Below are 15,471 nucleotides of genomic sequence, written 5' to 3'. Positions count from 1 at the left end.
CTCTCAGCCGAACCGCCGCCCCGCCTTGGTGAAGCTGTATTCGTTCGCGGTGATGGCCTCGTCCACCGCCTCGTCCGACGTCTGATGGTCATATTCCCGCTCGAGCTGCCGGTAGAGCCAGCGCGCGAGGTTGCGAAGCGCCCCCGCCACCTCCTCCTCGGCATCCGCCGTCGGCTCCTGATACGCTGGACTGTCGCGCTCGACCGAGATTTCCATGCAATATTCATGGACATAGCGTCCCCTGTGCCGCGCAGTGGCGGAAAGCTGGTAGAAGTTGCGCCACTGGATCGCCTCGAGCGCGTCGGCGATGCGGTGGAGTTCTATGTTCTCGGGCGCATAGCCCCGGATCGCCCGGCGCATGCCGCGCGCGTATCGATAAGTGCCCTCGAAGCAGGCTCCGTCGCCCTGGCTCGAGAAACCCGAGAAGAAGATGCAGGGCTGGCTTCGCGCGCGCCCGCTCATCAAGCGAACGGACCGGGTGCGAAGATCGACGCCGAGGAGCAGGCAGATGCGCCCGAAATCCTCGAACATATTGTCGTACCAGTCATGGTCGAAGCCGTGTTGGCGGTACCAGCTCCGCGCCCTTTCCTTCGCTTCGTCTGCTAGCTCGTCCAGCTGATAGACGGTCGTTTCAATGATCGCCGGCATGTTCGCCTCCGTAGAAATTATATCAGGTCTCCGAAAACGGTCCGGCCCGGCATCGCTGCCGGGCCGGTAGAATTGAAAATTTGTGGGGGGGGGGGGGGGCTGGATCACACGGCCGCGACAGGAGGGTCCGTGTCGCCATCGTCGCCGAGATCGTCGGCACCGTGCGCGACGCCGGAATCATCGGCACCCGCCGGGAGGTCAGCATCGTCAGCATCGTCCGCGAGGAGGGGATCGTCAGGATTGTCCGCGAGAAAGGCCGGCAGCTCGCAGGCCACTCCCCCCGCCTTACCTTCATTTTCCGAAGCGATCCCGGGAGCGACTCCGGCAGCGAGAGCGTCCGGCCCGACGAGATCGTCGATCCCTGGCGTGCGCAGCGGGACCGGGAGCCATGCGGTATCCTCGAGCAACCGCTCCGCCTCGCGGGCCATGTCCGCTTTTTTGAGATGATCGATTATGCCCGCGAAATTCTCACCCCGCGCCTCGGCGACGTCAGCGAGGATGCGCGGCTTGGTCACACTGCCGAAATAGGCGTCGACGGTCGGCCGCCAACCCGCGGCATGAACATCGAGGCCGACCGCACGCGCGAGAATGTTGCTGTGCGCGATCCGCCGCTCGACCCCGTGCGCAGATATCCGACCATTGTCGTAGCGGCCGACGATCTCGGCCTGTGCATTGACGGCAAGCGAGGCACAATGCGCAAGCAGCATCGCCCGGTCCGCGGCTTCCATGGCGAGGAGATGGTCCCAAAGCGCCTTGTCGGATTTCGGCAGCCGCTCCTTCCATTCGGCACCGCGCGCATCGATCGCCTCCGCGGGAGCACAGTCGCGAAGGTTGGGCGGCGCGTCGCTGAAATAGACGCGGTTCGCGGAAATCTGCACGCAGCTCTCCCTGCTGTGTCCGTAGAAACAGCCGAGCACGAGGGCATGGAGCAATGCCAGATAGGCGGTTTTCGGTTGCTGCGCGAAGGCGTCCTGCAGAGCGAGCGTCCGCCAGGCGGTGAGATCGGATACCAGCCGGTCGGGAAGCGGCTTCAGCCCTTCGGCCGTTTCTTCCCCGCCCGTATCTCCCGCCGCCGCCTCGTCATTTGCGGCAGCGCGCCCGGCGTTCGCACCTTCGTCCTCGCGATCAAGCTCTTCCCGGTCTTGATGCTCCGCATCGTCGTCGCCCGGTTCGGTCGCGGCGGGCTCGTCTTTGGAGCGGACATAGCCGCGATCGATGCGGATCGATCCATCGCGCTCGATAGACACGAACGCGCCCGCGATTGCGATGTCGTCCGGCGCGAAGCTGAGCGGCCGCTTCACGATCGCATCATATTCGGCATTGATCGCGTCGACCTGCGCGTGCACCGCCTCGGGCACATCGTCCGCCTCGGCCCATTCGCGGTCGAGCGCTTCGCTTTCGGCCTCGAGCGCCGCCACCCGCGCTTCCTCCTCGGCGGTCCTCGGCACTTCGTTCCGATCAATCTCGCGAAGATCGCGCAGCGCATCCCAGGGAAGATCGACCGAGGCCGCCGTCCATTTCCAGCCTTCGGCGAGCAGGCGCTCACCCTCGACCTTCAATTTCTCGTCGACGAGCCGGTCGAGCAGCGCGGGATCGGTCAGCCATCCGCCGCCGTCGGCCTCGAACAGGTCGCGCACGATGCCGCCCCCGGCCTCGACATAGGCTTCGGCGGTCACGAACAGCGCGCGTTTGTCGGCGGCGCGGATGACATTTTCGGTGAGCTTCTGGCGAATGAAGGACGGCGCCGCATTCGGGCTCGGCAGCATCTCGAAAACCTGGATTTGCCGCTCGAAATCGTCCGAAATCGTGAACGCCATCAACTGCTCGAGGGAAATCCGGTCGTCGGCATAGGCTTCGTGAAGCCGCGGCGAGACCGACGCGAGCTTCAGGCGCTGGCGGACGACGGCCGGCGTGACATTGAAGTTCGCGGCGATGGCCTCGACATCCTCGCCCTTGTCGACCATCGCCTGCATCGCGCGAAACTGGTCGAGCGGGTGCAGTGCCTCGCGCATCGCATTTTCCGCGAGACTGTCGTCTTCGGCGAGGATCTCGTCGTTCGCCGCCCGCACGACGCAGGGGACGGAAGCGTTACTGGCGAGACGCTTGCGCTTCACCAGCAACTCCAGCGCGCGGAAGCGCCGCCCCCCCGCCGGTATCTCATACCGGCCGGTTTCCTGGCCCTCTCCGTCGAGGATCGGCCTGACGTTGAGGCTCTGGAGCAGACCGCGCCGGGCGATGTCGTCGGCCAGCGTCTCGATCGAGACGCCGGCCTTCACGCGCCGGACATTGGACTGGGACAAGGTAAGCCGGTCTAGCGGAATGTCTCGCGAGGGGCTGAGGGTGAGTTTCGGGGCCTGTCGGGCCATGGGCATTCTCCATGACGGGCCGCCGGAAGACTCTCCCCCGGCAACTGGACCCGTCACGAGCCCGAAAGGCTCCCTCTTGCTCTCGGCCCGCCGCAGGCGGGCTCGGGGTAACGACCGGCGCGTGGCGGCAAGCGCCGCGCTAGCGCATCAGCTGCCCGTGTCCGATCGCAGCGGCTCCGCAGCCTCCCGAACAGATGTTCCACAATGAGGAACCAACCGACGAAGCTCCCAACAAGCCGAACACGAGACGGTCCATCTGTTCAGCGAGGGGAAGGGCGCGTCGGCCGCCTGCCGCTGCCGATGATGATGGCGGCGGAAAACTATGTGCCGCTCTATCTCGCGCCCTATATCTCAGCCACTCGCGCCGGCTATTATGACGGCCTCAAAGCCGCGCACCAGCGTCTCGAATGGGCCCCGCTCATCGGTTAACTTTCGGACGCCGTCAGCGGCACGGTCGAGGAGCTTTTCGCGACGCGCACGGCGCCCCAGCAGATGATGGAAGAGTGGCGCGGACGCCGCGAGTTCCACGCGGGCTGCGCGTCGCTGCGCACGCTCGACCTGCTCATCGCCTATCCGGTGATCACGCTGAAACGGCTCGCCGGCAAGCTGGACGTTTCGCGGCCGCATGCGCTGGCAGCGATCAACCAGCTGGTGGGGGCCGGCATATTGATCGAGCGCACGGGCTACCGCCGCAATCGCGTCTTCGCCGCCGAGGCGGTGCGGGGGGTCGTCAACCGGTCCTTCGGCGCCGCGGCCGACTTTTAGAAAAGCGTCGCCGCGTCCGTCTTGCCCCGTCCGGATCGAAAAATCAGAACTGCCCCAGGATCCCGATCGCGGCATAATGGTCGCCAAGATTGCCCTTGAGCTTCAGCTTCGGAAGCAGGTCGAATGCCGCCGTGCCATAGATGCGCGTGCGGTCGCCGCTGATCCGCGCCCCCGCGCCGACTTCGGCGAGCGCCGGGATCGTCACCGTCGCCTCGGCCTTGGCATAGGGTTTCACCTCGCGCTCGTCATTGTCGGAATGGATCAGCAACCCGCCGATCGGACGCAGCGTGATCGGCCCCGCGTGGAGGCTGTAGCCGAGACCCAATTCGCCGCCCCAATGCCCCTGCGCCCGGACAAGATTGCCTTCGACGGCGACGTCTTGCGCGCCCGCCGCAGCGGGGTGCGCGAGGCCGAACAGCGCACCGAGCAGAACGGCGGATTTGAAACCGGACATTTTATTCCCCAAAATCTGATCGATGGGGAGACCCTATGAACGCGATGCCGCCGGCCGCAACCGAGCGGTCCCGAATTTGCGGTGGACCGAGTCTATTGATCGGCGGGTCCTTCGCGGCGCCGCGCCCGCAAACCATGATCGCTTTCCAAACTTGGCGCGGCGCGCGACACCGTCCGAGAGTGATAGAGAGAATGAAAACGCTTCTAAAGAGGTTTCGCCATCACCACGGCGCTCATCCGTTCAACACGGTCGAAGGCGCGGGAAAGGATCTTGAGTCAGCCGCAGACTGTGCCGATAGGATAAAAGACACTGCCGGGCAGCACGGAAAATGATGCGAGCCGAACGCCGCGAAGCCCATCGACGGGCGTTTTTAAACCGCCGCCTGATCGCCGAAGTTAAAGCAAATCGCGCCCGCAGCGAACGGCGGCGCTACCGCCGTCTGGTCATCCATCGCCCGAAACCGCGACATGTGCTACGCTTTCGCTTGAGGGAGAACCGCTTTGCCGCCACGCACGAGTGGCTTGCCGGCATTTGCTCCAGGCGATTGCAGCCCATCTGGTCCTCGGTCCCGCGAAACCACTGGGCAAACATCGGCGGGTCAGGTTGCTGCCGCTGAAGAAAAGGGCTCCGCCTCGCGGCGAAGCCCATCCTGTGCTCTCCAGCCATGCACCAGGAGCCCCCCGGCACCCGGCGCAGCGAGAATCAGAACGCGCGCCATAGGCATGCATTGCGGCGCTTGCATCGATCTATATTAGTCGCTCGGTTTCGAACCGAACCTGGGCGCCAGCGGCGCCGAGCCGGCCGCAGCGTCGATCGCCTTCGCCAGCTGCTTCTGACTGAACGGCTTGCTCAAGTGGATGACGTCGCGTCCGGGAACTTCCACGCCCTCCCCATAGCCGCTTGCGATGATGACGGGAACGGACGCCCGTTTCGGCTGCATCGAGGTAATCAACTCTACTCCGGTCATGTCGGGCATCGCCTGATCCGTGATGACGAGGTCGATGTCCTCGCGTTCCAGAATAATTTCCAGTGCCTGTGCGGCTGAATCCGCTTCAATGGCTTCATGTCCAAGATCTTCGAGGAGCGCCGCGGTATTCATAAGAACAAGCGCGTCGTCATCGACCGCGAGGATCTTCAGACGCCGCTCCGCGGCGGGCACGCTGTCTTCTTCGGTGACGGGCTGCGACACCACAGGCTGCGCTTCGTCCACCGGAAGCCAGAGAATGGCGCTGGCGCCCTCGCCGGGCCGGCTTTGAAGTTCGAACGACCCGCCGATCTGACGCGTCATCCCATGGACCATCGGCAGGCCGAGGCCGGTCCCCTTGCCGACGCCCTTCGTTGTGAAGAAGGGTTCGGTCGCGCGCCGCAATGTCTCCGCGTCCATGCCCGAGCCCTGGTCCTTCACGACAAGGCGGACGTAGCTGCCCGCGGGAAGTCCTTCCACGGCGCCGTCACGCAGCGCGTGTACGTCCGCCGATATCTTGATCTTGCCGCCCGACGGGCTGGCATCGCGCGCGTTTACGATGAGGTTGAGTAGCGCCATCTCGAGCTGGTTGCCGTCTGCGCGCACTGCCGGCAGCTTGAGCGGAAAGCCCGTCGATATCGGCCATTCCGGCCCGATCGATCGCTGCACAAGGTCGCTCATGCCCGAGAGAAGCTGCGTAAGATCGATTGAATGGACGTCAAGTTGCTGCCGCCGGGCGAAGGCAAGCATACGCTGTGTTAGGGTGGCGCCACGCTTTGCTCCCTCGATCGCGTTGTTGAGAAAACGCTCGGCAAGGGGATCGTCGGGAAGACGTTTGCGCAGCAGGTCGAGGCTGCTCAGAACCGCCATCAGCAGATTGTTGAAGTCGTGCGCAACGCCCCCCGTGAGCTGACCGATCGCTTCCATCTTCTGCGACTGGAACAGCGTTTCGCGGGCGGCTTCGAGTTCCTGCTGCGCCAGTTCGCGCTCGGTGATGTCCCGGGTGATCTTCGCAAAGCCGATCGGCCTGCCCTCATCGTCCCGGATCGCGTCGATCACGACGCTCGCCCTGAAGCGCTCGCCGTCCTTGCGCACCCGCCATCCCTCGGCAAGAAACCGTCCCTCGTCCCGTGCCGTCTCGAGCGCCCGCGCGGGTTCGCCGTTGGCGCGATCCTCTTCGGTATAGAATCGGGAGAAATGTTCGCCGATGATCTCTTGGGGTTCATAACCCTTGATCCGGCGTGCGCCTTCGTTCCAGCTCGAGACATTGCCATCGAGATCGAGCATGTAGATCGCGTAGTCGGTCACGCCTTGGACAAGATGCCGGAACTGCTCCTGGCTGTTATTGAGCGCTTCCTCGACCTGCCGCCTCTCGGTTACGTCGCGGCCATAGGCAAAGACCAGCCCCTCCTCGAGGGTCGTGTGCCATTCGATCCGGCGGTAGCTCCCGTCGAGTGCGTGGAGACGATTCTCATAATTGGTGAGATCTCCGCCGCTCATCGCGCGATCGAGCGCCGCGCGGCTCGGCGCAACGTCCTCAGGGTGCATAAAGTCGGCAAAAACGCGCCCGACGACATCCTGGGGCGCGTGTCCAAGGATGCGCGTCCAGGACGGGCTGACCGAATGAAATTTTCCCTCGCCATCGACCACGACCATCAGATCGCGTGATACGCTCCAGATGCGATCCGCGCGGCGGCGCTCGACCTCGAGCGCGGCGACATTGGCGAGCGCTCCGCCGATTTGCGACGCGATGAGGCGCGCGAGATCGAGGATGGTGTCGTCTTCGCCGCGATAAGGATTGAGGCCAAGGAGCAACGACCCGAGCTTCTCGCGGCCCGCCGGACCCGGAATGGCCATCGCGACAGCCTTTTTCGGGTCGAGATCCCAGTCGCCGCGCGGCAGTCCCGCGGCCTGCGGCAGGTCGACGGTCGATCCCGCCTCTGTAAACTCGGCGGGTGATACGCGAGCGGCGGCGATCAGCTGCGGCCCTGCGCCGTCTTCCGCGCCCTCGATATCGAGTGCGACAAACGGAAAGTCGCGGCGATTGCTTGCCAGCGCGGTGTAGACGGCTTTCATGACCGAGGGCCGGTCGCCAGCGTTCGCGAGCGACGCACCCAGTGTCTGCAATGTCTCCATACGCCGCCGCGCGATGACCCGCGCCGTGTCCTCCGTGACCACGCAGAGGAGCCCGCCGACGCTCCCGTCGCTTTCGTACAGCGGACTATAGGAGAAGCTGTGATATGTTTCTTCGGGAAATCCGCTTCGTTCGAGCAGGAGAAGCAGTTCCGCATTCCATGTCGCCTCGCCTGCCCGTACGCGGCCGACCTGGCCCGCGACCTCGTCGTAAACTTCCGACCATACTTCGCGAAACGGCTTCCCGAGCATGTCCGGATGCTTGATTCCCAGCGTCGGAATATAGGCATCGTTGTAAAAGAAATTGAGATCGGGTCCCCAGCCGAGCCACATTTCGAATTTCGAGGTCAGGAGCATCGAGAGCGGAATCTTGAGCGCCTCGGGCCAGCCGCGGGGATCTCCAAGCGATGTCGATCCCCAGTCATGTGCTCGCATCACCGCGGCCATTTCACTTTGCCCCGGAAAGATATCGGAGAGTTCATCTTCGAGCGTTTGCATTCATACCCCTTTTGCTTCCCGCCTAACGCGTGCCCGCCGATTTGGATGCTGCCCCATCGCTTCGCCTCACCGCTTGCGCGCCGGGCTCCATGGGGGATGACGCAAGGTCCACGCCGGGATCCACGCGGCATCGCCGCCGAAATTGGCGCGCGATGCGCCTTCGCCCGGTATCGTGTCAAAGAGGAAGCCGTACCGATCCATCGCCTTGAAACCCGGACCTGTATGTCATTTCCTAAGCCGGCGAATATGATTCATAGAGATTCTGCCGGTGCAGATATGTATCGGAAAATCCCGAAATACTCCTCAATGTCGAGAGATTGCTCACGCGCGTACGTCTGCCGACGCGCACGACCGCGCCCTTCTCTTCGAGACGCTTGAGCATTCTGTTGATATGCACCGGCGTCAATCCGAGAAGGTCGGCGAGTTGCTCCTGTTTCAACGGCACGTCGAGATCCGGCACCGGAAGCCCCGCGATTTCGCCGATACGACAGAAAATCTCGCAAAGCAGGTGCGCGAGCCGCGCTTCCGCATCGCGCCGACCGACATTCAAAAGCCATTCGCGCGCAATCGATCCCTCGAGCAAGGTGTCGACGACGAACGCACGGGCGATCGCCGGCCTCGAGAGTACCAGTTTCTCCAGATCGCCGAGAGCCACAAACGCGAGGGTCGCAGATGTCAGGCTGCGGATGTCGTGATCGGCCTGTCGCAGATAAGCAGACTGAAAATCGAGTATGTCGCCCGGGATCTTCAACGCGACAATTTGCCGGCCGCCCTCGGCTGCGACCTTGGAGCGATACACTAGTCCGTCGAGCAGGATCGGGCACTGACCAACATGATCGCCTTCGCTCAATATGTCCGTGTCCGCGTCGACGCTCTGCATCCTGTGCGGCAGGGCCGCGATGGCACGCTGGTCGCTTGAAGACAAAGGACTGCGATTGAGCAGCTTCTGGATAAAGATGCTGAGCGGGCCAAGCTTCAATGCGTCGGCGTGATACTCCATCCATGGGACGTGCGGCGCATTGCTCATCAAACTCTCCGCTGTCGGTAAGTTGCCGTTAAAAAACCGGAAGCGCGCGGGATTGTTCCGCTCACGGCCAGGGAACGGGAGAAGAGGACGCAATGTGCGAACGGCGCGCGGCAGCGAATGGTGCCCCTTGAAGGAGCGGCCCGTCAACGGACCAGCCTGCCGCGCACGCCGGGCCAGCGGCGCATCGAGAAGCAGCCTTCTCAAATTCCGTGCATTATGGCGACATAACCAAACCGATCGCTTTCGCCGGCGCGGGCACGGCCGCCATCTATGCGGACCAGGTGCTACTCCTTTGCAGACGCATGCCGCCCGCAACATCGAAGCCAGTGACCCGCCGTTCCGCAATCTTGGGCCGATGCAAATAATGTAGCAAAAAATGAGGCCGAGGTGACGAATGTCTCCTCGGCCTCATACCGCGCGTTTCGCTCTTCCGACGGGTCGCTAATCAGAAGGCGATACGTGCAGTAACCCTTGCCCCATGAGAGCTGCGGTCCGATGCCAAGGTGCCGGTATAAGCGGCCCCAAGGCGGAACGAGCCTGTGACAAATTCAAATCCGGCTTCGACCTCGGCCGAGTTCTTCGGGATAGCCGCGCCGAGGATGCCAAACGCCGGTCCGCCGGAGGTGAACCGCGACACGACCGGCGCGCTGCGATCGTTAAGGGCGAGGTTCCAGGCGGCCGACATATAGGGCTGGAAGCCCGGCTGACCGGCGTTGAACTGCGCACGCCCGCCAAGGCTGACGAACGTCGTCTTCTGATCGCCCTTCGCGACGGTGAGCGCCGCATTGCCGCCGGTTTCGGCGAAAGCGTCGCTGCCGGTATCGACATGCGCCAGTCGGGCAAAGGGCGTGATCGCCGTATTGCCGGCGACGATGTCATAACCCAACTCGCCAAAGATCTGCAGCGTATCGGCGTCATGCTTTGACGTCAGCGTTTGCGCGAGTGGCGCGACACTGATGGCGCGGGTCGTATCGATTTCGTGCCAGGCATAGCTGACCCCGATCGTAGCGCGCAGACCGCCCTCCGCGCCATAAGTGGCGTGGGCAGCCAGATATTTGCTTTCGACATCCGCATGGTCGCTGCGCCCGCCGAAGCGGAAGTCCGATCCGCCAATACCCGCCGAAAGCGCTGCGGCGAAGCCGTTGCCGCCAAAACCAACGCCCGCGACCAATCCCTTGTGATCGGTGTCCATCGCGTAATTGCCGCGCGCTGCGTCAAACTCGCCCCAGCCACCAAAGGCCGAGCCCCACACGAACGCACCACCCTCTTCGGGTGCTTTCATACCCATCAAGGCGTTGCGCAAATGACGGCTGTCGTCGGTCAAGCCGCTGATCGTGCTAGCGAGGATTTCGCCCGACAGGTCGCCAAAGCTCGCCTGTGCAGCCGCCGCATTCTGGACCAGCACTGCTTCGTACAGCGGGTTGTCGACGCCAAGCGCCTGAACGGCGGTCGCCACGCTAGCCTGATTGAAGCCCATTGCGATCTCGGCGAAATCGACGTCGTTGCGATAGAGCGACAGCGTGACCGAGTTTGCACTGTAGCGCAGCAGCGGGTCGAGGAACGCGAGATCGGTCGTCACCGAACCGAACGTCCCGCTGATCCCGCTCGCGCCGGTCAGAATGACATAGTCGGTCCGCGGATTATAGTTGCCGTCCTCGGCCAGAACCGCGACGCTCGCCGTGCTGGCGATCGTCACGGCGCCCGTCGCGTCGAGGCGATCTGCGGCGCCCGCCGCGTTGACCTCGACTTCGTAGATCGAGCCGGCAGCAAAGGCGAGATCGCCGTTCACGGTGAGCTGGCCGATCGAGTTGCCCGGTGCGATCGTCCCGCCGCTGGCGACGGTCGTCGATCCCACGGAGCCGTTGCCGCCAAGGGTTCCACCGCTGTTGACGGTCACCGGCGACGCGATCGAACCATTGACCGCAAGCGTGCCGCCGTTGACCGACGTCGGGCCCGTATAGCTGCTGTTTCCGGTGAGGTTGAGCGTACCGGCGCCCTCTTTCACCAGGCTGCCCGTACCGGAGATATCGCCGCCGAACGCGGTGTTGTCCGACTGGTTGACGGTGAGCTGGCTGTCGCCGATCACGACGCTCGACCCCGTATCGCCTTCGAGGCCCCCGATCGTCTGGTCCTTGCCCGTGATGTCAAGCGTGCCGCCTTCGCCAAGGTCGAATTCCGTGCCCGGATCGATCGTGCCGCCGATGCGTACCGAGCCCCCAAATATGTTCGTCACACCCTGGAAGGCATAGTCGCCCATGAAGGTCAGCGCGCCGTCGCCCATCTTGTCGAGGGTGCCGCTGCCCGAGAAGGCGCCGAGGAAATCATAATCGTCCGAACGATTGAAGACGAAGCGCCCATCGTTGACGATATTGCCCGCAAAGCTGCCCTCGGTACCGCCGGCACCCAGCTCGAAGAAGCCGGTCCCTTCGGTCCGCACGTCGCCTTGCAACAGGCCGGTCAGGACGAGACCGCCGTTGGAGACAATCGTTCCCCCGGTGTGGGCGATGTTGGCGGTGTCGACGGTAAACACGGCGTCGCCGATCAGCTGCAACTGCCCCGCCCCGTCGATCGTGAGGTCGGCGAGATCGGACACCACATCGTCGGTGCCGAAGTTCAAGACGAGCAAACCTTCGGTCCGAACCGACGGCGTCAGGATGGGCGACGACAAGTCGCCTCCTCCCAGATCGACTTCGTTGACCCGCAGCGACGCGCCCTCGGCAATCGTCACGCTGTCGAACGCACCGACCATGCCAGCGGTCGACCAATAACCGGTCGCCACATCGAGCGTCTCGAACCCGTTGGCCTCGGTAAGCTGCTGTGCCTCGGTCAGCTCGAGAACGTCGCCCTGAAGCCTCAGGCTGTCGTTACCGCCCCCGGCGTCGACTGCGCCGGAGATCGCGCTGCCCGTCCGGAGCGTGACGCGGTCGTCGAAGCTGCCGAGCTCGACCGCGATGCCGCTTGCACCGCTGATCGCGCCTGCATTGTCGAGTATGATCGCGCCGCTGTCATCGCCCCATACGCCGCGGCCGCCGCCCGTGATCGCGCCGGTATTGACGAGCGTTGCGGTCCCGAAATTACCGAGGATTACACCGTCGGTCGCACCGGTGATCGAGCCACTATTGGTGATTTCGGCGGTATCGAGGAAGCCCGCGACGGCAGCGCCAAAGGTCCCGCTTCCGATGATCGTGCCGCTATTGGTGATCGCGCCGGCCTGCGGGATATCTTGCGAGACCTGCAGCCCTTCGACGACAGCGCCCGATGTTGCGCCAGTGATCGTCCCGTTGTTGGTGATCGTTGCGGTATCGGTGACAAGGACGACCGCGCCATAGCCGTTGGAGCCCGTGATCGTCCCCCTATTGGTGAGCGTGCCGTCAAAGCCCGCTTCCTGAACAAGCCCTGCCCCGCGCTGGATAAGAACGCCGCCCGGCCCCTCACCGGTGATCTTGCCGGCGTTGTCGACCGCGCCGCCGGCCGACATGATGATCCCGAACCGCGTGCCGCTGATGTCGCCAGTGGCACTGTTCGCAACGGTTCCGACATAGTTCGCCAGCGACTGACCGTCATAGGGATAGATCGAGATGCCGTCGGCCAGCGCGCTGCCCTCGCCGCGGATAATGCCGCTGTTGCTCACGCTGCCGCCGCCAATCAGGCGCACGCCATCGTTCGATTCGCCTCGGATCGTGCCGCTGTTCGTCACCTGCGTGCCGACCGCGATGCCGACGATATCGCCGATCGCCTCGTCGAACTGATAGGCGGTCGTGATGCCGGCGCCCGCGCCTGTGATCGTCCCGCTGTTGGTCACGCTCGACGACGCGGTGGTGATCGTGATGCCGGCGTCGGGCGCGGCGTCGAACCCGTCGTAACTGCCCTCGCCGCGGATCACACCGGCGTTGTTCACGGCAAGTGTGCCCGTGGCGAAGGAATAGATGCCCGACGTGCCGCCGGTGATCGTGCCCCCCTCGGCATTGGCAATCGTTACGTCCGCACGTGATCCCTGCGAGACGCCGGCGCCAAAATCGCTGCCGATCGTGCCGCTGTTCTCGAGCGTCGCGCTCGACATATCGCTGCCGAAGCCAACCCCATAGCCGTCGCCGCCGCTGCCGCCGAGATTGCCGGTGCCGCGAATGTCGCCTGTGTTCACGACCTTGGCCGTCAATCCACTGCGATCCTCGCTTGGATCTGTATTGAGGGCAGTCCCCTGGACATAGACGCCGCCATTAACGCCCTCGATTTCCCCGGCGTTCACGACCTCGCCGCCGCCCGACAGGATGATTGCGAACCGCTGACCCTCGATGCGGCCGTTCTCGTCGTTGGTAACGTGAGCCGAATAATCTTCGTTCGACTGGTCGACATGCGCAAACATCGAGATGCCGTCCGTGCCCTGCGCACCTGCATTGACACCCACGATGAAGCCGCTGTTGATCACGCTCCCGCCGCCGGCTAGGCGAATGCCGTCGTTATTGAGACCAATGATCTCGCCGCTGTTGGTGACCGACGTGTTGATGGCACGGCCCGTTCCATCGGCCGTCGGCGTGGTGACGATGCCATATTGGCCGCCGATGATGCGACCGCCGTTGACGATCGCCGCGTCCGCCGTGGTGATGACGATCGCATCCTGGGCGCCAGCGCTTATCAACCCCGCATTGTTGAGCGCCAGCGAGCCTTCGTTGGAACGGATCGCGGTCCCATTGGCGACGATCTCGCCGTCGTCATGGTTGTTGATCGTGAGGGCGCCCGTCGACTGACCGATGATGGCGGCCGCCTGGCCGCTGATCAGACCCTCGTTTTCGATCACGGCACTGCTGAGCGCGCCGCCCGCGAGGACTCCCAGGAAACCCTGAACGGTGCCGCTGTTGTTGAGCGTGCCGATGCGGTCGGCCTGGTCTGCGGTCGCGCCAAGGATGACGCCGAACGGGCTGACATTGGGATTGGCGGGATTGAAGGTTCCGGTGCTGCGAATGGTCCCTTCATTATCGATGGTCCCGCCGCCCTGAACGACCACACCGAACATTTGGCCTTCGATCAGACCACCCGGAGCATTGGTCACCGAGCCGATACCGGTGACTCCGGCTGCGACAGACTGGGAAAATTCGGAAAGGGCGACACCGGTGCCCGACCCATTATTGCCGTTCAGCCCGCGGATCACGCCACTGTTGACCACCGATCCGCCGCCCGCGAGCGAAACGCCGCTGCCGGCCCGGCCTTCGATCGTGCCCGAATTCGTGACCGCAGTGTTGCGCGCGCGCGCCTGAGACCCCTCGGCATTCTGAAACACGGCCGTCGTAATGCCCGACAGCGCTCCGACAATGCCTTGGCTGTTGTTGACCACGGCGTCGGCGGTCGTGATGTTGATCGCATTCTGGCCGGCGCTGAAGATGAAGCCCTTGTTATCGACGGTCAGCGTGCCTGCGTTCGACGCGATCGCCGTCGCATTTGCAAGGATTTCGCCATTCTCGAAATTGTTGACGGTCAGGTTGCCGGTGGACTGGCCGATGATGGCGATCGCCGTCGCATTGATGGTTCCATCGTTGTTGATCGTCGCGCTTTCGAGCGAACCGCCTGCCAGAACCCCGAGAAACCCCGAGATGTTGCCGATGTTCACCACCGTCGCGGCGCGGCCGGTCTGTTCGGTAGTTGCACCGAGAATGAGCCCGAAAGGGCTGACGTTCGGGGTCGCGGGGTTCGGATTACCCGTGCTGCGGATCGTGCCCATGTTGGTGACGGTGCCGCCGCCCTGCAGCACCGCGCCGAACATTTGGCCCTCGATCACGCCGCCGTCATTGTTCGTGATGGATCCCACGCCGGTGATATTGCCGGCAGCCGCGCCGGGGAATTCCGAGATCGATACGCCGGTGCCGTTGATCATGCTCCCGGGCGCGCCGCTGGTCCCCGAGATCGTGCCGCCATTGACGACGCTGCCGCCGCCGACGAGGGCGACGCCCGAGCCTGCTTCGCCGCGGATCACACCACTGTTCGAAACCTGCGTGTTCGCAGCGAGCGGCTGCGGGGGCAGATCGTCGCCATTTGCGTCTTCGCTGAAAAAATAGGATGTAACGACGCCGTTCGCCGCCCCGCTGATCTCGCCCGCGTTGGTAACGATCGAATTTGGCTGCGCAATCACGATGCCGCCGCTCGGCCGGCTGTCGATGCCGCCCACGTCGACGCCGTTGCCGCGAATGAGCCCGGCATTGCCAACGGTGACCGGGCCATTATCGGCATAAATGCCGATGAGCTCGCCTTCGATCGTCTCCCCTAGATCAACCTCGATCTCCAGCCGCTCGGGTTGATCGTTATGAACGCCGAACGCATTCTGGGCCGAGGCGGGCGCCATATGTCCGATTGCGAGGCCGACGACCGCGCTGGTGGCGAGCAGGCGAGATTTCGAGATGCGTGACATATTCTGGAGTCCCCCATTGACGTTGCAGGCAAGGCAAGGGGTTCGCCGGAGAGCATTTGCGCTCTCCGGCTCGTCCGCCCCGCCTCGAAATTTTGCGCCCCCAGCCGCTCGGGTAAAAATACCCATCGGCTTTGCGTGCGATGACTAGTGGCGTGGACGGCGGTGCGTCTACCCAATGTTATTTAGGGTGAATTTGCGACAAACGGTTGCCGCGGCGCT

General features: G+C 63.9%; 8 protein-coding genes. 2 read left to right on the top strand and 6 right to left on the bottom strand.

Annotated features, from left to right (window positions below; all coding sequences use genetic code 11):
* Positions 1-3: 3 nt before the first annotated feature.
* Together GGC65_RS21135 and GGC65_RS21130 are read right to left on the bottom strand one after the other, a co-directional pair.
* Positions 4-648, bottom strand: a complete 645-nt coding sequence (locus GGC65_RS21135) for an antitoxin of toxin-antitoxin stability system (RefSeq protein ID WP_192648954.1) — start codon at positions 646-648, stop codon at positions 4-6.
* A gap of 104 nt (positions 649-752) precedes the next feature.
* On the bottom strand, positions 753-3,014 hold the full coding sequence (locus tag GGC65_RS21130) for a ParB/RepB/Spo0J family partition protein (protein WP_192648953.1): 2,262 nt from the start codon (positions 3,012-3,014) through the stop codon (positions 753-755).
* A gap of 303 nt (positions 3,015-3,317) precedes the next feature.
* Between GGC65_RS21130 and GGC65_RS23655 the strand changes: the two genes are divergently transcribed.
* Positions 3,318-3,443 carry a hypothetical protein gene (locus tag GGC65_RS23655; RefSeq protein WP_264081036.1) on the top strand — a complete coding sequence of 42 codons (126 nt, stop codon included), beginning with the start codon at positions 3,318-3,320 and terminating at the stop codon, positions 3,441-3,443.
* Positions 3,444-3,506: 63 nt separating this feature from the next.
* On the top strand, positions 3,507-3,779 hold the full coding sequence (locus GGC65_RS21125; RefSeq protein WP_192648952.1) for a hypothetical protein: 273 nt from the start codon (positions 3,507-3,509) through the stop codon (positions 3,777-3,779).
* A 43-nt stretch (positions 3,780-3,822) separates the two neighbouring features.
* On the opposite strand, the gene GGC65_RS21120 is transcribed toward GGC65_RS21125, so the two are convergent.
* The 4 genes from GGC65_RS21120 to GGC65_RS21105 form a co-directional block, all read right to left on the bottom strand.
* Positions 3,823-4,233, bottom strand: a complete 411-nt coding sequence (locus GGC65_RS21120) for a hypothetical protein (protein WP_225940946.1) — start codon at positions 4,231-4,233, stop codon at positions 3,823-3,825.
* Between the two features lie 751 nt (positions 4,234-4,984).
* Positions 4,985-7,828, bottom strand: coding sequence for a PAS domain S-box protein (locus GGC65_RS21115; protein ID WP_192648951.1), 2,844 nt, complete (start codon positions 7,826-7,828; stop codon positions 4,985-4,987).
* 232 nt (positions 7,829-8,060) lie between these two features.
* Entirely contained in the window at positions 8,061-9,059 is a 999-nt protein-coding gene (locus GGC65_RS21110) for a Crp/Fnr family transcriptional regulator (protein WP_192648950.1), read from the bottom strand.
* Between the two features lie 241 nt (positions 9,060-9,300).
* Positions 9,301-15,252, bottom strand: coding sequence for an autotransporter domain-containing protein (locus GGC65_RS21105; RefSeq protein ID WP_192648949.1), 5,952 nt, complete (start codon positions 15,250-15,252; stop codon positions 9,301-9,303).
* Positions 15,253-15,471: the final 219 nt, after the last annotated feature.

It is taken from the genome of Sphingopyxis sp. OAS728 (genome assembly GCF_014873485.1).
In the GTDB taxonomy this organism is placed as follows: Bacteria; Pseudomonadota; Alphaproteobacteria; order Sphingomonadales; family Sphingomonadaceae; genus Sphingopyxis.
The sequence above is the reverse complement of the archived record's forward strand: the minus strand, read 5'-3'. Positions and strand labels throughout refer to the sequence as shown.

Coding starts and splice junctions, on each gene's coding strand:
- GGC65_RS21135 (WP_192648954.1), bottom strand. CDS start 648: ATGCCGGCGATCATTGAAACGACCGTCTATCAGCTGGACGAGCTAGCA.
- GGC65_RS21120 (WP_225940946.1), bottom strand. CDS start 4,233: ATGTCCGGTTTCAAATCCGCCGTTCTGCTCGGTGCGCTGTTCGGCCTC.
- GGC65_RS23655 (WP_264081036.1), top strand. CDS start 3,318: ATGATGGCGGCGGAAAACTATGTGCCGCTCTATCTCGCGCCCTATATC.
- GGC65_RS21115 (WP_192648951.1), bottom strand. CDS start 7,828: ATGCAAACGCTCGAAGATGAACTCTCCGATATCTTTCCGGGGCAAAGT.
- GGC65_RS21130 (WP_192648953.1), bottom strand. CDS start 3,014: ATGGCCCGACAGGCCCCGAAACTCACCCTCAGCCCCTCGCGAGACATT.
- GGC65_RS21105 (WP_192648949.1), bottom strand. CDS start 15,252: ATGTCACGCATCTCGAAATCTCGCCTGCTCGCCACCAGCGCGGTCGTC.
- GGC65_RS21125 (WP_192648952.1), top strand. CDS start 3,507: ATGATGGAAGAGTGGCGCGGACGCCGCGAGTTCCACGCGGGCTGCGCG.